Genomic DNA, 20126 nt, shown 5'->3' with positions numbered 1-20126 from the left:
ACTGGCCGCCTTCCTCGTTTTACCGGTCGAGATCAAAAATCGTCTTCGACCTGGCCGTCTTTGACTTTGAATTCGCGGTTCTGCAAGTACGCATTGCGGATGAAGGTGTACTTGTCGCCGGTGATCAGCTTCTCACTCGACAGCAGATTGGCGCGGGTGTCGATGAGGTTCAGGCCGAAGATCGAGTTACGCACAGGCACGTCGTTGATGTACGGGTACGGGCCGGTGTAGCCGTCGACATACTTGGACGGCGCGTCACGCAGGGTGCTTGGGCCCAGAAGCGGCAGCATCACGTACGGGCCGCTGCCTACGCCCCAGTAGCCGAGGGTCTGGCCGAAGTCTTCGTCATTGCGTTGCAGGCCCATCTTGGTGCCCACATCAAAGAAGCCCAGCAGGCCGAACGTGGTGTTGAAGATCAAGCGTGCGGTGTCGACGCCAGCGGCGGCCGGTTTGGCCTGCAAGATATCGTTGGCAAGGTTGGTGACTTCACCGACGTTGCGGAACATGTTGTGGATGCCGTCTTCAAGGAACTGCGGCGTCACGAACTGATAACCCTGGGCCAAAGGCTTCAGCGCATAGGTGTCGAGCACATCGTTGAACTTGTAGATCGGGCGGTTGATGCTTTCCCAAGGGTCGTCTTCCGAGGCTGCCTGGGCAACGAACGGAACCAGCAATACGCTGGTAAACACACAAAACTGAGCTAGATGATTGCTCCAGCGCATAGAAAAACTCCTTGGATTGTACTGGCGCGGGCCCTTGGCCCAAGCGTTAAGCGGGCTAGTATAAGACGGAATAGCCGCTTTAGGCAGCACCGCGCGAGGCATGTTTGTGAGCGATTCATATCAGTGTCACTCAACTGTCACCGTCGCCCCCTAGCCTTGAGGCTATTTCAGGGACGTTGATATGCCGCACGCCGAAACCTTGCCCCACGTTGCGCCCAGCCTGACCGCCGTCCTGTTCGGCCTCAGTGGTTGCCTGGTGGATTTCGGTGCCCGCACACGCGCCCACGGCATCCCCTCTGCCATACACGCCGAGGCCACGCCCGGCGCGCTGGATAGCCTGCGCAGCTTGCAACATCAGCAGATTCCCTGTGCCTGGCTCGATGAACTCCCCCCCGCCCTCAGCCATTCCCTGGCCGCTGCCTTGCCTTCATGGATCAAACCCTCGCAACACCCCGAAACAATCAATCCATGGCCGGCACCGCATGCCTGCTGGCAAGCCTTGATGACGTTGAATGTCGAACGACTGGAGGGTTGCGTGCTGGTCAGCGGCGAACCACGATTGCTGCAAGCGGGGCTCAATGCCGGATTGTGGACGATTGGGCTGGCGTCCTGCGGCTCACTCTGCGGCCTGGCACCCAACGACTGGCAGGCGCTGACTCAGCAGGAACGGGAATTCAAACGCGGCAAGGCAACGATGCAACTGTTCGGCCTGGGTGTGCATTCGGTGATTGATCACCTTGGTGAACTCGACACCTGCCTGGCCGACATCAGCCTGCGCCGGCTCAAGGGCGAAAAGCCCTGATCGAGATCATGCAGGTTGCGCGCGAGTGGATTAATCTAAAGGTCAAGCCATAGACCTTTGGCGTGCTGCTGCGGTCTATGCCAGTGCCTATCGATAAAAGGAAGAACGCCATGCCTGCCCGCGAACTGCAACAACAGCTCAATACTCTGCGCGAGCAATTGGAACAGAATCCACCGCTGACCGAAGCCGAGCGCGAAGACCTGCACGCGCTGATGCAACAGATCGAACTCGAAATTGAGCTCGAAACCAAAACCCAGGACTCCAGCCTCGCCGACAATGTGAACCTGGCCGTCGAGCGCTTCGAAATCGAACACCCGACCCTGGCCGGCACCTTGCGCAACATCGTGCAAGCCCTGGCGAATATGGGAATCTGAACCCGCCGAATACAAAAAAGCCCCGCTAGTGATAGCGGGGCTTTTTAATGTCTGCGACTTGCAATGCAACCCCCTGTGGGAGCGAGCTTGCTCGCGATGACTGAGTGTCAGCCAATATCAATGTTGAATGTGCCTGCCTCATCGCGAGCAAGCTCGCTCCCACATGAGAACTTCATTGGCGGACCAGGCGGTGATTTGGCAGTTGAACGGTTTCAGTGCTGCGATACGGGTTGATGTCCAACCCACCGCGCCGCACATACCGCGCATACACCGTCAATTTCTCCGGTTTCAACAACCGTTGCAGGTCGAGGAAAATCCGCTCCACGCACTGTTCATGGAAGTCGGAGTGCTGACGGAAGCTCACGATGTATTCCAGCAAACTCGCGTGATCCAGCGCCGCGCCACGGTATTCCACCGCCACGCTGCCCCAGTCCGGCTGACTGGTGACCGGGCAGTTGGATTTGAGCAAATGACTGTGCACGCTCTCCTCCACGATGCGCGATTCATCGCAACGCAGCAGTTCCGGACGCGGATGCTCATAGTTGCTGACGCTGATATCCAGATCATCAATGCACACACCGGGCAATGCCACGACGCCTTCGGCCTCGACGTCCTTCAGGCTACGAATCCGCACGCCGACCGGTTTACCGGCAGCGGCCGACAGGTCTTTGGCCAACGTCGCTTCAAGGCTCGCGGTGTCGGCAAACGGTGTCTGGTTCAAGGAGTTCAGGTACAGCTTGAACGACTTCGATTCGATGATATTCGGCGAATCCGCCGGGATAGTGAATTCGCCAATCGCCACCACTGGCTTGCCGGACGGCAACAGCCACGACAGTTCGAAGCAGTTCCAGAAATCCACGCCCTTGTACGGCAGGGTTTCAGCCGTAAGGCCCAGCTCGGCCCATTTCGCGGTGCGCGGGATCGGGAACAGCAGAGACGGCGTGTAGGTGGCGATGTATTCGCTGGATTTGCCCAGCGGCGAGTGTTCGGCTGCGGGATGCATGGCGGAAACCTGACTGAAGAATCAGCGGATTCTACCAGCCTTTGCTCCCGCCTTTGAGTGCTTACTGACTGACAGTCATCTTGCCGACCATGCCGGCCTGGTAATGGCCGGGGATGTTGCAGGCAAATTCCAGGTTGGTGGCCTTGGTGAAGGTCCAGGTCAGCTCGGCGGTTTTGCCCGGATCAACGAGCACGCTATTGGGGTCGTCGTGTTTCATTCCATGCTCCATACCGGCCATGGCGCCGTGATCCATTTCCTTCATGCCTGTAGGCATCAGCATGCCGCTCTGCTGCATCTTCATCATTTCCTGCTGATGTTTGGCATGCATTGCCGCGTCACCGAGGTTGAATTCGTGCAACAACTGACCTTTATTCACCAACACAAAACGAACCGTCTCACCGGCCTTGATATCAATCGCCTTGGGCGTGAACGACATGTCGCCCATGACGATTTCAATGCTGCGAGTCGCCTTGGCCGCCGGGGCAGGCTGACCGAAGTCGTAGGTATGCGCCGGGGAAGCCCACGCCGGTGAGCTCAACGCCAGCAAACACGCAACGCGCACCAGTGATTTGCGCAAAAACATAGTCGTACTCCAACAAGATAAGGTTCAGCCTGTGGAAAACTCTAAACTGCTGCGACTGCCCGCAACCTGACAGCCAGATTACAACTTTGTCAGGTTGACCTGTATTAACGCCGCCCACGGTATAAAGCGTTCGTTCCATTTGCCTCGAGTCGCCCATGAAACTGCTGATCGTCGAAGACCAACCGAAAACTGGCCACTACTTGCGCCAGGGCCTGACCGAAGCCGGTTTCAATACTGAACTGGTGGCGGACGGCAGCACCGGCCAACAATTGGCGCTGACCGGCGATTACGCGCTGTTGATCCTTGATGTGATGCTGCCCGGTCGCGATGGCTGGCAGATTCTGCAAGCGGTGCGCGGCGCCGGCCTCGATACGCCGGTACTGTTTCTGACAGCGCGCGACGCGGTGGAGGACAGGGTCCACGGCCTCGAACTGGGCGCCGACGATTACCTGGTCAAACCGTTCGCCTTCTCCGAACTGCTGGCCCGGGTCCGCAGCCTGTTGCGCCGTGGCAACGCCACACCTCAGGAAACCAGCCTGCAACTGGCGGACTTGCGTCTGGACCTGATCCGCCGCCGGGTCGAACGCAGCGGTCAGCGCATCGACCTGACGGCCAAGGAATTCGCCCTGCTGGAAATGCTCCTGCGCAGGCAAGGCGAAGTCCTGCCCAAGTCGTTGATCGCTTCCCAGGTCTGGGACATGAATTTCGACAGTGACACCAATGTCATCGAAGTGGCGATCCGTCGTTTGCGCCTGAAGGTCGACGATGAATTCCCCAACAAGTTGATTCACACCGTGCGCGGCATGGGTTACGTCCTTGAAGAGCGCCCCGCCTGATGCGTCGACTTTCGTTAAGCAGTCGCCTGGCGCTGCTGTTTGCGGCGTGCACCGCCGTGGTGTCGCTGTTCGCCGGGGTGTTGTTCAGCCGGGCCAGTGAAGCGCATTTCGTTGAACTCGATCAGCAGTTGCTGGACGGCAAATTGATTGGGTTGCGTAGGGCACTTCATGACATTCAGTCGAGTGAAAGCGAAGTCAAACTGGCCGATGAATTGAGCCGACAGGCTGATCTGTCGCTGCGGATCACTGGCAGCGACGGCAAGCGCTGGTATGACAGCTCGACGCACCTGCCCCAGGCATTGCCGACCCAACCGGGTTTGTCCACGGTGAGCAGCGAAGGTACCGACTACCGCGTCCTCAACGCTCCGTTGTACCTCGACAAACCTGACTCGCCGCAGTTGACCTTGCTGCTGGACATCACCCATCACCAGCACTTTCTGCAACGCATGCAGCACCTGATCTGGCTGACAGTTGGCTTGTCGGCACTGGCCACCGCCCTGCTCGGTGCCTGGGCCGCGCGCAGTGGGTTACGGCCGTTACGGCGCATGAGTGCGGTTGCCAGCGGCGTTTCAGCGCAATCGCTCAATGCACGCCTGCCCGAAGAAGACATGCCACCAGAACTCGCGGAAATGGCCCACAACTTCAACGCTATGCTCGGACGCCTCGACGACTCTTTTCAGCGGCTCTCGGCCTTCTCCGCCGACATCGCCCATGAATTACGCACGCCGTTGTCGAACCTGCTGACCCACACCCAGGTCACCCTCACCCGCCCACGTCCCATCGAGGATTACCGCGAAGCACTGCACAGCAACCTCGAAGAACTGCAATGGATGGCGCAACTGGTCAACGACATGTTGTACCTGGCCAAGGCTGACCACGGGTTGTTGATACCCAAGCGCGAACCGTTGGAACTGGCGGAAGAAGCGGATCTGTTGCTGGAGTTTTTTGCGCCGTTGGCGGAGGACGCTCAGGTCAGGTTGAGTCGTGAAGGCAGTGCGCGCATGGAGGGCGATCGCAGCATGTTGCGTCGGGCGCTTTCCAATTTGCTGGACAATGCGCTGCGGTTTACGCCGGTCGAAGGCGAGGTTCGGGTGCGGATTGTTGATCAGCCTAAGGGGTTGAGCTTGACGGTGGAGAACAGCGGCGACGGAATTGACGGGGCGTTGCTGCCGCGTTTATTTGATCGCTTCTACCGGGCTGATCCGGCGCGTCAGGAAGGTAGTAGTGAACATGCGGGATTGGGGTTGGCGATCACTCAGTCAATCATCCGCGCCCATGGCGGGCAGATTCGTTGCGAATCGGATAACGGGTGGACCAGGTTTGTGATTGAGTTGCCGAAGGGGGATTGAGGCCAGCAGGACTGGCCCCTTCGCGAGCAGGCTCGCTCCCACATCAGATCTGAGTCGTTCACAAATGTGTGATTCAACTCGGTCACCTGTGGGAGCGAGCCTGCTCGCGAAGGCGGTGTAACGGCTTACGAATACCGCAACGCAGTAGCCGGCTCGACTTTCGCCGCACGCCATGCCGGGTAAACGGTGGCGAGGAAGCTCAGAATGAACCCGGCGGAGCAGATCAACAGCACATCCGCCCCCTGCAGTTCGGACGGTAGGTTACTGACGAAGTACACGTCTGAACTGAAGATGTGCTGCCCGCTGACCCGCTCCATCCAACCCACCAGTTCACTGACGTTCAGCGCCGCAATCACGCCGAGCACACCACCAATCAACGTACCGACAACCCCGATCACGGTGCCCTGCACCATGAAGATCGCCATGATCTGCCGCGGCGTGGCGCCAATGGTGCGCAGGATCGCGATGTCCGCGCCCTTGTCGTTCACCACCATGATCAGGGTTGCGATGATGTTGAACGCCGCCACCGCGACGATCATCAGCAACAGCAAACCGATCATGGTTTTTTCCATCTTCATCGCACTGAACAGACTGCCCTGTGTGTGAGTCCAGTCATCAGCCTTGTAAGCGGTGCCCAGCCCGCCAGCAATATCGCTGGAAACCTTCGGCGCAGCGTACAAATCCTTCACCGCCAGGCGCACGCTTTGCACTTGATTCGGCGCCCAGTGCTGCATCTGCGCGGCATCGGCCACGTGGATCAGCGCCATGGAACCGTCCAGTTCGGCGCCGACCTTGAACACGCCGACCACGTTCAAGCGCTGCATGCGCGGGGTGATGCCGCCCGGTGCAGTGCTGACTTCCGGCACGATCAGGGTGATCTTGTCGCCGACGTTCAAGCGGAAGCGACGTGCCGTGATCTCGCCGATCACCACACCAAACTCACCCGGTTTCAAGGCATCGAGACGGCCCTGAACAATGTGCCGGGCAACGATCGACACCTTGCCTTCCAGCGCCGGATCAACGCCGCTGACCTGGATTGGCTGCATCGTCCCCTTGTAGGACAGCATCCCTTCCATCTCGGTGAACGGCACGGCGGCTGTCACTTCAGGATTCTTCATGGCCGCAGCGGCAACGGGCTGCCAATCGTCGATCGGATTGACACCGACGATAGTCGCGTGAGGCACCATGCCGAGGATGCGCGAGCTCATTTCGCGCTGAAAGCCGTTCATCACCGACAGCACCACGATCATCGCAAGCACGCCCAGGGCGAGGCCGATCATCGAGGTCATCGAGATGAAGGAAACAAAGCGATTGCGGCGCTTGGCGCGGGTATAGCGCGCGCCGATAAAGATCGATAACGGTCTGAACATTCGCTGGGCACCGTATAAAAATAAAAGACCCGACGTACTGTTCAGTACGTCGGGTTTCGGTCAATCAGATGGGCGTCAGGTAACCTTCCTGCAAATGCAGGACGCGATCCATCTGGCGAGCCAGGTTCATGTCGTGAGTCACCACCAGGAACGCTGTGCGCATCGAGGTGCTGAGTTCCAGCATCAAATCCTGAATGCCCTGGGCGGTGTGGGAATCGAGGTTGCCGGTCGGCTCGTCGAGCATCACCAGGCCTGGATTGTTCACCAGGGCGCGGGCGATGGCCACACGCTGACGCTCACCACCGGACAGTTCCGACGGTTTGTGTTCCAGACGATGGCCCAGCCCTACCCGCTCCAGCAATGCCGTCGCACGCTGACGCGCTTCCGGAATAGCCGTCTTGCCGATCAGCAGCGGCATGCAGACGTTTTCCAGCGCGGTGAACTCAGGCAGCAAGTGGTGGAACTGGTAAACGAAACCCAGCGACCGATTGCGCAGCAAACCGCGAGCCTTTTCGTTCAACGCCGAGAGCTCTTCACCGGCCAGCCAGACGCTGCCCTTGGTCGGTGTATCGAGGCCGCCCAGCAGGTTGAGCAAGGTACTTTTGCCCGAACCCGAGGTACCGACAATCGCCACGCGCTCACCCGGATGCAGCTCCAGTTGCAGGCCGGCCAGAACCTCTACCGACTCCGGGCCTTCCTCGTAGGATTTGCCCAGGTTGCGGCAGCTCAAGATTGCTTTATCACTCATGCCCAACTCACTCATAACGTAGCGCCTCCGCAGGCTGGGTGCGCGCGGCACGCCAGGCTGGATACAGGGTGGCGAGGAAACTCAGGACCAACGCGGCGGCGCAGACCATCAACACATCCTGGCTCTGCACTTGCGACGGTAGGTAATCGATGAAGTACACGTCGGCGTTGAGGAATTTGTGCCCGATCAGCCCTTCGAGGACCGAGATCGCGGCGCTGACGTTCAACGCGGCGAAGATCCCGACCACGGCGCCGATCAGCGTCCCGACCACACCAATGACGGTGCCCTGCACCATGAAGATCGCCATGATCGAACCCGGCGTGGCGCCAAGGGTGCGCAGAATCGCGATGTCGCCCTTCTTGTCGTTCACCACCATCACCAGCGTGGAAATGATATTGAACGCGGCAACAGCGACGATCAGCAGCAACAGCAAACCGATCATCGCTTTTTCCATGCGGATCGCCTGATACAGGTTGCCGTGGGTGCGCGTCCAGTCGCGGGCATAGAAATGGTCTTCGCCGAGTTGCTGGGCGATGCTCCACGCCACGCGTGGCGCCTGGAACAGGTCGTCGAACTTCAGGCGGATGCCCTGGACCTGATCCGGTTTCCAGCGATGCAGCTTGGCCAGATCCTGCAGATTGGTGATGCCCAGATAGCCGTCCAGCTCACCGGCGCCGACATGGAAGATGCCGACCACGGTAAAGCGTTTCATGCGCGGGAACATCCCGGCCGGGGTCACGGTGACTTCCGGCGCCACAAACGTCAGCTTGTCGCCGATCGCAGCACCCAACTTGGCCGCGGCCTTGTCACCGATGACGATGCCGAAACTGCCCGGCGCCAGGTCATCGAGTTTGCCCTGCTGCATGAAGTTATCAATGATCGAGACCTGCCGTTCCAGCGCAGGATCGATGGCATTGAGCAGGACTTTGGAGACCTTGCCGTTGTTGGTCAGCAAACCCTGCATCTGGGTAAACGGCGCCACGGCCGTCACCTGCGGGTTCTGCTTGACCTTGGCGGCCAGGCTTTTCCAGTCGCTGATCGGTTCACCGGACTCGATGGTCGCGTGGGGCACCATGCCCAGCACGCGGGTGCGCATCTCATGATCGAAGCCGTTCATGACCGACAGCACCACGATCATCACGACCACGCCAAGGGCGAGTCCGATCATCGAGGTCAGGGAAATGAATGACACAAAATGATTGCGACGCTTTGCACGGGTATAACGCGTGCCAATAAATACGAAGAGAGGTCTGAACATGTCGGGGCTTGTTCGGAGGGAAAAGGAACGTCCTTGTGGCGGGGGTCGATAACCAGCTTTACACTCAGACCACCGCCGCTACCATGGGTTCGCCATGTCGACATTAGATGAAGAAGATCGCCGCGAATACTACCGTATCGAGGACACGATCGCACTGGAAATTCGGCCCCTGTCCGCTCCCGAAGCCGCAGGCCAGGAAGTGTTGCAGGATGCTTCCCCTCTGTTCAACTTGCTCAGCGAACTGCACCTGAGCGAATTCGAGTCACAGCACCTGCTGCGCCAGATCAGTGAGCGCGACCGGAACCTCGCGGCGTTCCTGAAATCCCAGAATAAACGCATCGATTTGCTCAGCCAGGTGATCGCAATCACCGTGCTCGGGCAGATCGGCGAGCCGCAGCCGGTGATCATTTCCGAAGGCGGGATCGAATTTCAGCATCCGACACCGATTGCCGAGGGCGCGCACCTGTCGGTCAAACTGGTGCTGATGCCGCAAGCCCTCGGCCTGTTGCTGCGGGCTCGCGTCACCCATTGCGATCGCAAAGGCGACGGCTACGACGTCGGCACCGAGTTCGAATACCCGACCGATGCCCAGCGCCAATTGCTGGCTCGCTACATTTTGCAGAAGCAGGCCCAGGAACGACGTCTGGCCCGCGAACAAAACGAATCAGGCATTTAATTTAAGGAAGAACCGTGACTCTCATCTACGGCCATCGCGGCGCCAAGGGCGAAGCACCGGAAAATACGCTGACCAGTTTTCAGCAATGCCTCAAACACGGCGTGCGCCGCTGCGAACTGGATTTGCACCTGTCCATGGACGGCGAGTTGATGGTCATCCACGACCCGACGCTCAAGCGCACCACCGACCGTCGCGGCAAAGTCGTCGAGCACACGGCGGCCGAGCTAGTGACCTACGATGCGCGCACTGGCGGACCGGGCTGGATCAAACCGTGCCCGATTCCAACACTGGAAGAACTGTTCGAGAAATGCGATTTCGAGCACTGGCAACTGGAAGTCAAAAGCGCTTCACGCACCCGCGCTGCGACTACCGTGCTGGCGATTCGCGAAATGGCTCAGCGTTTCGGCCTGCTCGACAAGGTCACGATCACCTCGAGTTCGCGGGAAGTATTAAAAGCTGCGCTGGACTTCGTGCCAGATGTGTCTCGTGGATTGGTGGCCGAGTACGCCTGGCTCGACCCGTTGAAGGTCGCGCAAAGCTATGGCTGTGAGATTCTGGCGCTGAACTGGACCCTGTGTACGCCGGAACGCCTGCAGAAGGCGCAGCGTCAGGGGCTGCATGTGTCGGTATGGACAGTCAACGAGCCCGCGCTAATGCGCAGACTCGCCGACTTCGGCGTTGACAGCCTGATTACAGACTTTCCCGGTTTGGCCAGCGCCACGCTCGAGAATTGCTGAAATCGGTCTCCCCGGCCGGCTCAGGCCACCGGCCGGAGCCGCTCAAAAAAGCCGGTTGAGGCCATCGTACGCCGCTACCCGATAGGCTTCGGCCATGGTCGGGTAGTTGAACGTCGTGTTGACGAAGTACTTCAGCGTGTTCATTTCGCCCGGCTGGTTCATGATCGCTTGACCGATGTGAACGATCTCCGACGCCTGATAACCGAAGCAGTGAACGCCCAGCACTTCCAGGGTTTCGCGGTGGAACAGAATCTTCAGCATGCCCTGAGGCTCGCCGGCGATCTGTGCACGCGCCATGCCCTTGAAGAACGCCTTGCCCACTTCGTACGGCACCTTGGCCTGAGTCAGCTCTTGCTCGTTCTTGCCGATCGAGCTGATCTCCGGAATGGTGTAGATGCCGGTCGGCACGTCGTTGACGAAGCGCCAGCTATTGTTGTCAACGATGCTGCCAGCAGCCGAACGACCCTGGTCGTGAGCAGCACTGGCCAGGCTCGGCCAACCAATCACGTCACCGGCGCCGTAGATGTTCGGCTTGCAGGTACGGTAGGCCTCGTCGACTTCGATCTGGCCGCGGCTGTTGACCTTCACGCCGACGTTTTCCAGACCCAACTGATCGGTGTTACCGGTACGACCGTTGCACCAGAGCAAGGCGTCGGCCTTGATCTTCTTGCCGGACTTGAGGTGCAGGATCACGCCGTTGTCCACGCCTTCGACGCGGTCGTAGTCTTCGTTGTGGCGAACCGTGATGTTGTTGTTGCTGAAGTGATAGCTCAGGGCCTGGGAAATTTCCGAGTCGAGGAAGCTCAGCAACTGACCGCGGTTATCCACCAGTTCAACCAATACACCCAGACCGCTGAAGATCGAAGCGTACTCACAACCGATCACGCCAGCGCCGTAAACGATGAGTTTGCGCGGGGTGTGGCCGAGGCTGAGGATGGTGTCGCTATCGTAGATACGCGGGTGGTGGAAATCGATGTCCGCCGGACGATAAGGGCGCGAGCCGGTGGCGATGATGATGTGCTTGGCCACCAGCTTTTCGACCACGCCGTTGGCGCAGACCACTTCAATGGTTTGCTCGTCAGCGAAGCTGCCGGTGCCGAAGAACACGTCGACGCGGTTACGGGCGTAGTAGCCAGTGCGCGATGCGACTTGTTTGGAGATGACTTTTTCAGCGCTTTTCAATACGTCCGGGAACGAGAACCAGCGTGGCTCACCAATGGCCCGGAACATCGGGTTGGTGTTGAACTGCATGATCTGCCGGACCGAGTGACGCAGTGCCTTGGACGGGATGGTGCCCAGGTGGGTACAGTTGCCGCCGACCTGGCGACGGCTATCGACCATCGCCACCTTGCGCCCTGCTTTGGCGGCGTTCATTGCCGCGCCTTCTCCCGCCGGGCCGGAACCCAGCACCACCACGTCGTAGTTGTAGACAGCCATGCATACTCCTCAGAACAGGCCGCGGCGCCCTCGGCACCTGCGGCTAAATCACGCCGATCTGCGGCGTGAAGGAACAATTTGGGGCCAGTGCAGAACCCGGACACAGTCTATATAAGCGTCAACGCCGCGCACATTAACCCTTGGTCGCGTCGTAGGCTAGTTTTGCCTGCACTACAACGCCAGTCTTTGCTGCTTGAATCGCCGTCGTCACTCGGTTTTTCCGCCACTCAGGCGTTCAAAAGCCTGATTGGTTCGTGTGACGAATCCTGTATCGGCACGAATCACAAAGAATGCACCGATGTCATGCGTTTGGGCATAGTCCCAACCCCTTTCGGGCCCCAGAATCAGCAACAGCGTCGATAGTCCATCGGCCATCAACGCGGAAGGATGAATTACTGTGACTGACGCCAGGGTGTGTAGGACCGGCGCACCGGTGCGGGCATCGAAGGTGTGGGAATAACGCCGACCGTCCTGCTCGAAATAGTTGCGGTAATCGCCGGAAGTGGAAACGCCATAGCCGTCGACGGCGATGATGCGCTCGGCCACTTGCTGGTCGTCGCGGGGTTCTTCCAGGGCGACGCGCCACGGCGAGCCGTCGAGTTTCTTGCCGGCAGCCTTGAGTTCACCGGTGGCTTCGGCGAGGTAGCTGTGGATGCCCATTGCTTCGAGTTTTGCGGCAATCGTGTCGACCGCGTAACCGGCGGCGATGCTGTTGAAGTCGACCTCGACCGCGGCGTCCTTGCATAGCTGATCGCCGTCGATGCGCAGGTGCGCGTGACCGACGCGCTGCCTTACTTCGGCGAGCGCTTCGACAGTCGGGACTTTTTCCTCACGGCCCTGCGGGCCAAATCCCCAGAGATTGAGCAGCGGTTCCACGGTCAGGTCGTAGGAGCCTTCGCTTTGCGAAGACAGTTGCTCGCCGACGCGAACCAATTCGAGGATCGGCTCGGGCATTTTCTGACAATGATTGGCGGGCAGATCGTTGAAGCGTTCGATGTCCGAGTCGCTGCGATAGGTCGACATTTGCTGATCGACTTCGGCGAGGATCTTTTCTACTTCGACCTGCACCGCTTTCGGCCCGGGCGTGGAGGAATGTCTTACGTATTGAATGGAATAACGACTGCCCATGGTCGGGCCGTCGAAGCGTTCCAGGCTGTCGCCGTTGCCACAACCGGACAAAATGCCGGCCAGCACCACAAGTCCACTCCACCGTCCAGTTAACAATTCTTCATCCCCCTCAAAACAGCGCCCGCCATTATGAGCTTCAGAGCGCATGAGAGCGAGGTCTGCCAGCGCCCGCCAGCCAGACGCAAAACCTGTGGGAGCGAGCTTGCTCGCGATGGCGTGGGGTCAATCAGCATTGAAATTGGCTGACACACCACCATCGCCGGCAAGCCTGCTCGCTCCCACAGGTGCAGCGTCTCAAACAAGATTTACCAGCGTGAGTACCTACAAATGTCTTCCAATACGAGCAAAGGCAAAGCGATTTTTCGCGTTGTCAGCGGTAACTTTCTCGAGATGTTCGACTTTATGGTCTACGGCTTTTACGCCACGGCCATTGCCAAAACTTTCTTCCCTGCCGACAGCGCTTTCGCTTCCCTGATGTTATCGCTGGCCACCTTCGGGGCCGGCTTCCTGATGCGCCCATTGGGGGCGATTTTCCTCGGCGCCTATATCGACCGCCATGGTCGACGCAAAGGCCTGATCATCACCCTCGCGATGATGGCGGCCGGCACGGTCCTGATTGCCTGCGTGCCGGGTTACGCCACGCTGGGTGTTGCGGCGCCGCTGATCGTGCTGTTCGGTCGCCTGCTGCAAGGCTTCTCGGCCGGCGTGGAACTGGGTGGTGTGTCGGTCTACCTCGCCGAGATTTCCACCCCGGGCCGCAAAGGTTTCTTTGTCAGCTGGCAGTCCGCCAGTCAGCAAGCGGCGGTGGTATTCGCCGGCCTGCTCGGCGTGGGTTTGAACCACTGGCTCAGCCCGGAACAAATGGGCGACTGGGGCTGGCGTGTGCCGTTCCTGATCGGGTGCATGATCGTGCCGGTGATCTTCGTGATTCGACGCTCGCTGGAAGAAACCCCGGAATTCCAGGCGCGCAAACATCGCCCTACCCTGCGGGATATCGTTCGTTCGATTGGGCAGAACTTTGGCATCGTCATCGCCGGCATGGCGTTGGTGGTGATGACCACCGTGTCGTTCTACCTGATCACCGCCTACACCCCGACCTTCGGTAAAGCCGAACTGCATTTGTCGGACCTGGACGCGCTGCTGGTGACGGTGTGCATTGGGCTTTCGAACTTCTTTTGGCTGCCGGTCATGGGTGCTGTCTCCGACAGGATCGGACGCAAACCCTTGCTGCTGGCGGCGACGATTCTGGCGATCCTCACCGCCTACCCCGCCCTGTCGTGGCTGGTAGCGAACCCGAGCTTCAGCCACTTGCTGATCGTCGAGTTATGGCTGTCGTTCCTGTATGGCTCGTATAACGGCGCCATGGTCGTGGCGCTGACCGAGATAATGCCGGTGGAAGTTCGTACGACTGGATTCTCTTTGGCCTACAGCCTGGCGACTGCAACGTTCGGAGGGTTTACACCAGCAGCCTGTACGTACCTGATTCATGTGCTGGATAACAAGGCTGCGCCAGGGATCTGGCTTAGTGGTGCGGCGGTGCTGGGGTTAATCGCAACCTTGGTGTTGTTCCGTGGCAACCGTCATGAATTGCGGACGGCGCAGGCAGCTGAGGTCGGCGGCGCCTGATCCATCGCCATCGCGAGCAGGCTCGCTCCCACAGAGGTCTGCGGCGCTCACACATTGGTGATCACACCGCAACTCCAATGTGGGAGCGAGCCTGCTCGCGATGAGGCCATCACAAACACCACATCTCTACCTGACAAACCGCACAAACAAAAACGCCCCGACCAAAGTCGGGGCGTTTTCATGTGCAGCTAACGCTTAGCGCGGGAATGCTGGCGGGTTTACACCGGCCATGTCTTCCATCACGCGAACCACCTGGCAGCTGTAACCGAATTCGTTGTCGTACCAAACGTACAGAACAACGCGGTTGTCTTGGCTGATGGTTGCTTCAGCGTCCACCACGCCTGCGTGGCGCGAGCCAACGAAGTCGGTGGACACCACTTCCTGCGAGTTGACGTAGTCGATTTGCTTATGCAGATCGGAGTGCAGCGCCATGTAGCGCAGGTACTCGTTCATCTCTTCACGGGTGGCGGCTTTCTCAAGGTTCAGGTTGAGAATGGCCATCGACACGTTTGGCGTCGGAACGCGGATCGCGTTACCGGTCAGCTTGCCGGCCAGTTCAGGCAAAGCCTTGGCAGCAGCGGTGGCAGCACCGGTCTCGGTGATTACCATGTTCAACGCAGCGCTACGGCCACGGCGATCGCCTTTGTGGAAGTTGTCGATCAGGTTCTGGTCGTTGGTGTACGAGTGAACCGTTTCAACGTGACCGTTGATGATGCCGAACTTGTCGTTGACGGCTTTGAGCACCGGCACGATGGCGTTGGTGGTGCAGGAAGCCGCGGAAACGATCTTGTCATCAGCGGTGATTTCACCGTGGTTGATGCCGTGAACGATGTTCTTCAGCTTGCCTTTGCCAGGCGCGGTCAGAACAACGCGATCGATACCCGGGCAAGCCAAGTGCTGGCCCAGACCGTCGGCGTCACGCCATACACCGGTGTTGTCCACCAGCAGCGCGTTTTTGATGCCGTACTGGGTGTAGTCCACTTCAGTCGGGTTTTTCGCGTAGATAACCTGGATCAGGTTGCCGTTGGCGGTGATGGTGTTGTTGGCTTCATCAATGGTGATGGTGCCATTGAACGAACCGTGTACCGAATCGCGGCGCAGCAGACTGGCGCGTTTGACCAGATCGTTTTCGGCGCCCTTGCGGACAACGATGGCGCGCAGACGCAGGCCGTCGCCACCACCGGTTTTCTCGATCAGGATGCGCGCCAGCAGACGGCCGATACGACCGAAGCCGTACAGAACAACGTCGGTGCCTTTGCGGGCGGAAACATTTTGCTGACCAACGACGTCAGCCAGTTCTTCACGGACGAACTGCTCGGCAGTGCGGCCATTGCCTTCAGCCTTGAACTTGACTGCAAGCTTGCCCAGGTCTACCGAAGCAGCGCCGAGTTTGAGCTCGCTCATTGCCTTGAGCAGCGGGAATGTTTCGTGGACGGACAATTCGCTGTCATCGGACTGGCGATGGCGAGCAAAGCGGTGAGCTTTGAGAATCGCGATGACAGACTGGTTGATCAGACTGCGGCCATAGATCGAGCTCACCACGTTGTTATTGCGGTAGAGCTGACCGATAAGCGGAATCATCGCTTCTGCGAGTGCTTCACGGTCGATCCATTCACCAAGACACTGGTCGGGCTTCTGAGTCACGGGAACCTTCCACATGTAGGGGCAGAAAAAAGGGGCTACATTATGCCGCCGAGTGACTCCCGTAGCAATGCGCGCCTGTCGCGCGACCAGTAACAAAATCCGCTTCAAAAAAATGACGCACGGCTCAAGCCCAATAAAACCGTGGCCTGCAGCGCAGTCATTTTTTGGGAGACAACGCTGTCTTGTCTGTAACCCTCCGTAACACTCGACCGTTTTGCCACTACATATTCAGTCTTTTTTACTAAAAAACGGGCCGATTTTGTCTTTACCACTACATTTCGCCCAACCTGCGTAATAGACACATCTGCAACTGACAGGCGGCACCCGGGACCGCTACAATTACCGACTTTGTCGCAACGCTTGGAGCTCAACCTTCCGTGCCCGTTCTGCGTCTACCGCTTCTCCCTGCTGCGGCAGGTAAACAGCACTGGGGCAACCTGCCCGGTGCCGCCCTGAGCCTGGCCATTGCCGAGGCCGCCAGCGCTGCCAAGCGCTTCACCCTGCTACTGACTGCCGACAGCCAAAGTGCCGAACGGCTGGAACAGGAGCTGAGTTTCTTCGCCCCGGATTTGCCGGTGCTGCATTTCCCGGACTGGGAAACGCTGCCCTACGATCTGTTTTCGCCGCACCAGGACATTATTTCCCAGCGAATCTCCGCGTTGTATCGATTGCCGGAGCTGAGTCATGGCGTTTTGGTCGTGCCGATCACGACGGCCCTGCATCGCCTGGCGCCGACCAAATTCCTGCTCGGCAGCAGCCTGGTGCTCGACATCGGCCAGAAGCTCGATGTCGAGCAAATGCGCACGCGGCTTGAGGCCAGCGGCTATCGCTACGTCGACACCGTCTATGAGCATGGCGAATTTACCGTGCGCGGCTCGTTGATCGATCTGTTCCCGATGGGCAGCAAACTGCCTTTCCGCATTGACCTGTTCGACGACGAAATCGAGACCCTTCGTACCTTCGACCCGGAAAACCAGCGTTCCATCGACAAGGTTGAAACGGTTCGCCTCCTGCCAGCGAGAGAGTTTCCGCTGCAAAAGGATGCGGTCACCCGCTTCAAGGCGCGCTTCCGCGAGCGTTTCGATGTCGACTTCCGTCGCTGCCCGATCTTCCAGGACTTGAGCAGCGGGATTACCCCGGCCGGCATCGAGTACTACTTGCCGCTGTTCTTCGATGAAACCTCCACGCTGTTCGATTACCTGCCGCAGGACACGCAAGTGTTTTCCCTGCCCGGCATCGAGCAGGCAGCGGAAAACTTCTGGAACGATGTGCGCAATCGCTATGAAGAGCGTCGCGTCGATCCGGCCCGTCCTTTATTGCCGCCGGCTGAGCTGTTCCTGCCAGTGGAAGATTGCTTCGCTCGGTTGAAGAACTGGCCGCGCGTGGTCGCCAGTCAACAGGACGTGGAAACCGGCGTTGGCCGCGAGCGCTTCCCCGCTCGGGAGCTGCCGAACCTGGCCATTGAAGCCAAGGCCACCCAGCCGTTAGCGGCGCTGGCGGGTTTCCTCGACGAGTTTCCCGGTCGCGTGCTGTTTACCGCCGAGTCCGCGGGCCGTCGCGAAGTGTTGCTGGAGTTGCTGGAACGCTTGAAGCTACGACCGAAAACCGTCGACAGCTGGCCGGACTTCGTCGCGAGCAAGGATCGCCTGGCGATCACTATCGCGCCGCTCGACGAAGGCCTGGTGCTTGACGACCCGGCCTTGGCCCTGGTCGCCGAAAGCCCGCTGTTCGGTCAGCGCGTGATGCAGCGCCGTCGCCGCGAGAAACGCGCCGATGCCAACAACGATGCCGTCATCAAGAACCTCACCGAGCTGCGCGAAGGCGCGCCAGTGGTGCATATCGATCACGGCGTCGGTCGCTATCTCGGGCTGACGATCCTGGAAATCGATAGTCAGGCCGCTGAGTTCCTGACCCTCGAGTACGCTGAAAACGCCAAGCTTTACGTGCCGGTGGCCAACCTGCACCTGATCGCCCGATACACCGGCAGCGACGATGCCCTGGCCCCGCTGCACCGTCTCGGCTCCGAGACCTGGCAGAAAGCCAAACGCAAAGCCGCCGAACAAGTGCGCGACGTGGCCGCCGAGTTGCTCGACATCTATGCCCGCCGCGCCGCCCGCGAAGGTTATGCGTTCGCCGACCCGAAAGCCGATTACGCGACCTTCAGCGCAGGCTTCCCGTTCGAAGAAACTCCGGACCAACAAACCACCATCGAAGCCGTGCGCACCGACATGCTCGCACCGAAACCGATGGACCGGCTGGTCTGCGGCGACGTTGGTTTTGGCAAGACCGAAGTGGCAATGCGCGCAGCGTTCATCGCGGTGCATGGCGGTCGTCAAGTGGCGATTCTGGTGCCGACCACCCTGCTCGCCCAGCAGCATTACAATAGCTTCCGCGACCGCTTCGCCGATTGGCCGGTGAGCGTGGAAGTGATGAGCCGCTTCAAATCGACCAAGGAAGTCAACGCCGCGGTCGCGGACCTGGCCGAAGGCAAGATCGACATCGTCATCGGCACGCACAAGCTGCTGCAGGACGACGTGAAAATCAAAAACCTGGGGCTGGTGATCATCGACGAAGAGCACCGTTTCGGTGTCCGTCAGAAGGAACAGCTCAAGGCCCTGCGCAGTGAAGTCGACATCCTGACGCTAACCGCCACGCCGATTCCGCGCACGCTGAACATGGCCGTGTCGGGCATGCGCGATCTGTCGATCATCGCCACGCCGCCGGCCCGTCGCCTGTCGGTACGGACGTTCGTCATGGAGCAGAACAAGAGCACGGTCAAAGAGGCCTTGCTCCGCGAGTTGTTGCGTGGCGGCCAGGTCTATTACCTGCACAACGACGTGAAGACCATTGAGAAATGCGCCGCCGACCTCGCCGAACTGGTGCCAGAAGCACGGATCGGCATCGGCCACGGGCAGATGCGCGAACGCGATCTCGAACAAGTGATGAGCGACTTCTACCACAAGCGCTTCAACGTGCTGATCGCCTCGACCATCATCGAGACCGGCATTGACGTGCCGAGCGCCAACACCATTATCATCGAGCGTGCCGACAAGTTCGGTCTGGCTCAACTGCACCAGTTGCGCGGCCGGGTCGGTCGCAGTCACCACCAGGCGTACGCTTATTTGCTGACGCCGCCGCGCCAACAGATCACTCCCGACGCCGAAAAACGTCTGGAAGCGATCGCCAATACCCAGGACCTCGGTGCGGGCTTCGTGCTCGCCACCAACGACCTGGAAATCCGTGGCGCCGGCGAATTGCTCGGCGACGGGCAGAGCGGACAGATCCAGGCCGTCGGTTTCACGCTGTACATGGAGATGCTCGAGCGCGCGGTGAAGTCGATCCGCAAGGGCGAACAACCGAACCTCGATCAACCGCTCGGCGGTGGTCCGGAAGTCAATCTGCGAGTACCGGCGTTGATTCCCGAGGACTATCTGCCGGACGTGCATGCCCGACTGATTCTCTACAAACGCATCGCCTCGGCCTCCGACGAGGAAGGTCTCAAGGACTTGCAGGTAGAGATGATCGATCGTTTCGGCCTGTTGCCGGAACCGACCAAGAACCTGATGCGCATTACCGCGCTGAAATTGCAGGCCGAGCTACTGGGCATCAAGAAAGTCGACGGCGGCCCGCAAGGTGGCCGAATCGAGTTCGCGACGCAAACCCCGGTTGACCCGCTGACGCTGATCAAACTGATCCAGAGCCAGCCCAAACGCTACAAATTCGAAGGCGCCACGATGTTTAAATTCCAGGTGCCGATGGAGCGCCCGGAAGAGCGCTTTAATACTGTAGAGGCGCTGTTTGAGCACCTCATTCCGAAAACTGCTTGAAGGACG

General features: G+C 59.4%; 17 protein-coding genes. 8 read left to right on the top strand and 9 right to left on the bottom strand.

Going from position 1 to position 20126, the window contains the following annotated elements; all coding sequences use genetic code 11:
- Window positions 1–32: 32 nt before the first annotated feature.
- Window positions 33–722 (bottom strand): MlaA family lipoprotein, encoded by a 690-nt coding sequence (locus AC3IUE_RS10180; RefSeq protein ID WP_489267103.1) that lies wholly within the window; start codon window positions 720–722, stop codon window positions 33–35.
- Between the two features lie 181 nt (window positions 723–903).
- Between AC3IUE_RS10180 and pcrP the strand changes: the two genes are divergently transcribed.
- On the top strand, window positions 904–1524 hold the full coding sequence (pcrP, locus tag AC3IUE_RS10175; protein WP_489267101.1) for an HAD superfamily inactivated hydrolase PcrP: 621 nt from the start codon (window positions 904–906) through the stop codon (window positions 1522–1524).
- A gap of 110 nt (window positions 1525–1634) precedes the next feature.
- Complete coding sequence (locus AC3IUE_RS10170) at window positions 1635–1898, top strand: DUF4404 family protein (protein WP_056744326.1); 264 nt, start codon at window positions 1635–1637, stop codon at window positions 1896–1898.
- A 172-nt stretch (window positions 1899–2070) separates the two neighbouring features.
- On the opposite strand, the gene queF is transcribed toward AC3IUE_RS10170, so the two are convergent.
- Window positions 2071–2901: an NADPH-dependent 7-cyano-7-deazaguanine reductase QueF gene (gene queF / locus AC3IUE_RS10165; protein ID WP_046047822.1), complete on the bottom strand. Its 831-nt coding sequence runs from the start codon at window positions 2899–2901 to the stop codon at window positions 2071–2073.
- Between the two features lie 61 nt (window positions 2902–2962).
- Entirely contained in the window at window positions 2963–3484 is a 522-nt protein-coding gene (gene copI / locus AC3IUE_RS10160; protein ID WP_489267098.1) for a copper-resistant cuproprotein CopI, read from the bottom strand.
- A gap of 155 nt (window positions 3485–3639) precedes the next feature.
- Between copI and AC3IUE_RS10155 the strand changes: the two genes are divergently transcribed.
- Together AC3IUE_RS10155 and AC3IUE_RS10150 are read left to right on the top strand one after the other, a co-directional pair.
- The gene (locus AC3IUE_RS10155; RefSeq protein WP_489267096.1) at window positions 3640–4320 is read left to right on the top strand and encodes a heavy metal response regulator transcription factor; all 681 of its coding nucleotides are present in this window, start codon (window positions 3640–3642) and stop codon (window positions 4318–4320) included.
- Window positions 4320–5669, top strand: a complete 1350-nt coding sequence (locus tag AC3IUE_RS10150) for a heavy metal sensor histidine kinase (protein WP_489267094.1) — start codon at window positions 4320–4322, stop codon at window positions 5667–5669. Before AC3IUE_RS10155 ends, AC3IUE_RS10150 begins: the two co-directional genes overlap by 1 nt.
- A gap of 125 nt (window positions 5670–5794) precedes the next feature.
- Here the strand turns inward: AC3IUE_RS10150 and AC3IUE_RS10145 are convergent, their stop codons facing one another.
- The 3 genes from AC3IUE_RS10145 to AC3IUE_RS10135 all read right to left on the bottom strand — a co-directional run bounded on the left by AC3IUE_RS10145 (window position 5795) and on the right by AC3IUE_RS10135 (window position 9045).
- On the bottom strand, window positions 5795–7039 hold the full coding sequence (locus AC3IUE_RS10145) for a lipoprotein-releasing ABC transporter permease subunit (RefSeq protein WP_489267092.1): 1245 nt from the start codon (window positions 7037–7039) through the stop codon (window positions 5795–5797).
- A gap of 64 nt (window positions 7040–7103) precedes the next feature.
- Entirely contained in the window at window positions 7104–7787 is a 684-nt protein-coding gene (lolD, locus tag AC3IUE_RS10140; RefSeq protein ID WP_489267090.1) for a lipoprotein-releasing ABC transporter ATP-binding protein LolD, read from the bottom strand.
- A gap of 7 nt (window positions 7788–7794) precedes the next feature.
- Window positions 7795–9045, bottom strand: coding sequence for a lipoprotein-releasing ABC transporter permease subunit (locus AC3IUE_RS10135; protein ID WP_489267088.1), 1251 nt, complete (start codon window positions 9043–9045; stop codon window positions 7795–7797).
- A 94-nt stretch (window positions 9046–9139) separates the two neighbouring features.
- On the opposite strand from AC3IUE_RS10135, the gene AC3IUE_RS10130 reads away from it, so the two are divergent.
- The gene (locus tag AC3IUE_RS10130; protein ID WP_046047829.1) at window positions 9140–9721 is read left to right on the top strand and encodes a PilZ domain-containing protein; all 582 of its coding nucleotides are present in this window, start codon (window positions 9140–9142) and stop codon (window positions 9719–9721) included.
- A 14-nt stretch (window positions 9722–9735) separates the two neighbouring features.
- Window positions 9736–10458, top strand: a complete 723-nt coding sequence (locus AC3IUE_RS10125; RefSeq protein WP_056744312.1) for a glycerophosphodiester phosphodiesterase — start codon at window positions 9736–9738, stop codon at window positions 10456–10458.
- Window positions 10459–10500: 42 nt separating this feature from the next.
- Here the strand turns inward: AC3IUE_RS10125 and sthA are convergent, their stop codons facing one another.
- A complete protein-coding gene (gene sthA, locus AC3IUE_RS10120; protein WP_046047831.1) occupies window positions 10501–11895 on the bottom strand; it encodes a Si-specific NAD(P)(+) transhydrogenase in 1395 nt (464 codons plus the stop codon).
- Between the two features lie 207 nt (window positions 11896–12102).
- On the bottom strand, window positions 12103–13089 hold the full coding sequence (locus AC3IUE_RS10115) for an FAD:protein FMN transferase (protein WP_489267084.1): 987 nt from the start codon (window positions 13087–13089) through the stop codon (window positions 12103–12105).
- Between the two features lie 261 nt (window positions 13090–13350).
- Between AC3IUE_RS10115 and AC3IUE_RS10110 the strand changes: the two genes are divergently transcribed.
- Window positions 13351–14649 carry an MFS transporter gene (locus AC3IUE_RS10110; RefSeq protein WP_489267082.1) on the top strand — a complete coding sequence of 433 codons (1299 nt, stop codon included), beginning with the start codon at window positions 13351–13353 and terminating at the stop codon, window positions 14647–14649.
- A 195-nt stretch (window positions 14650–14844) separates the two neighbouring features.
- Here AC3IUE_RS10110 and AC3IUE_RS10105 read toward each other — a convergent pair whose 3' ends face one another.
- Window positions 14845–16308: a glyceraldehyde-3-phosphate dehydrogenase gene (locus tag AC3IUE_RS10105; RefSeq protein ID WP_046047834.1), complete on the bottom strand. Its 1464-nt coding sequence runs from the start codon at window positions 16306–16308 to the stop codon at window positions 14845–14847.
- A gap of 362 nt (window positions 16309–16670) precedes the next feature.
- On the opposite strand from AC3IUE_RS10105, the gene mfd reads away from it, so the two are divergent.
- The gene (mfd, locus tag AC3IUE_RS10100; protein ID WP_489267080.1) at window positions 16671–20120 is read left to right on the top strand and encodes a transcription-repair coupling factor; all 3450 of its coding nucleotides are present in this window, start codon (window positions 16671–16673) and stop codon (window positions 20118–20120) included.
- Window positions 20121–20126 lie beyond the last annotated feature (6 nt).

The sequence above is a fragment of the Pseudomonas sp. GL_093 genome (genome assembly GCF_057837605.1).
This window is presented reverse-complemented; position numbering and strand designations above follow the sequence as displayed.

Excerpts from the sequence above, each read along its gene's own strand:
- lolD (WP_489267090.1), bottom strand. The coding sequence starts at position 7,787 with ATGAGTGATAAAGCAATCTTGAGCTGCCGCAACCTGGGCAAATCCTAC.
- pcrP (WP_489267101.1), top strand. The coding sequence starts at position 904 with ATGCCGCACGCCGAAACCTTGCCCCACGTTGCGCCCAGCCTGACCGCC.
- AC3IUE_RS10110 (WP_489267082.1), top strand. The coding sequence starts at position 13,351 with ATGTCTTCCAATACGAGCAAAGGCAAAGCGATTTTTCGCGTTGTCAGC.
- AC3IUE_RS10130 (WP_046047829.1), top strand. The coding sequence starts at position 9,140 with ATGTCGACATTAGATGAAGAAGATCGCCGCGAATACTACCGTATCGAG.
- AC3IUE_RS10135 (WP_489267088.1), bottom strand. The coding sequence starts at position 9,045 with ATGTTCAGACCTCTCTTCGTATTTATTGGCACGCGTTATACCCGTGCA.
- AC3IUE_RS10145 (WP_489267092.1), bottom strand. The coding sequence starts at position 7,039 with ATGTTCAGACCGTTATCGATCTTTATCGGCGCGCGCTATACCCGCGCC.
- AC3IUE_RS10155 (WP_489267096.1), top strand. The coding sequence starts at position 3,640 with ATGAAACTGCTGATCGTCGAAGACCAACCGAAAACTGGCCACTACTTG.
- copI (WP_489267098.1), bottom strand. The coding sequence starts at position 3,484 with ATGTTTTTGCGCAAATCACTGGTGCGCGTTGCGTGTTTGCTGGCGTTG.
- AC3IUE_RS10105 (WP_046047834.1), bottom strand. The coding sequence starts at position 16,308 with ATGTGGAAGGTTCCCGTGACTCAGAAGCCCGACCAGTGTCTTGGTGAA.
- AC3IUE_RS10150 (WP_489267094.1), top strand. The coding sequence starts at position 4,320 with ATGCGTCGACTTTCGTTAAGCAGTCGCCTGGCGCTGCTGTTTGCGGCG.
- AC3IUE_RS10170 (WP_056744326.1), top strand. The coding sequence starts at position 1,635 with ATGCCTGCCCGCGAACTGCAACAACAGCTCAATACTCTGCGCGAGCAA.
- queF (WP_046047822.1), bottom strand. The coding sequence starts at position 2,901 with ATGCATCCCGCAGCCGAACACTCGCCGCTGGGCAAATCCAGCGAATAC.
- sthA (WP_046047831.1), bottom strand. The coding sequence starts at position 11,895 with ATGGCTGTCTACAACTACGACGTGGTGGTGCTGGGTTCCGGCCCGGCG.
- AC3IUE_RS10180 (WP_489267103.1), bottom strand. The coding sequence starts at position 722 with ATGCGCTGGAGCAATCATCTAGCTCAGTTTTGTGTGTTTACCAGCGTA.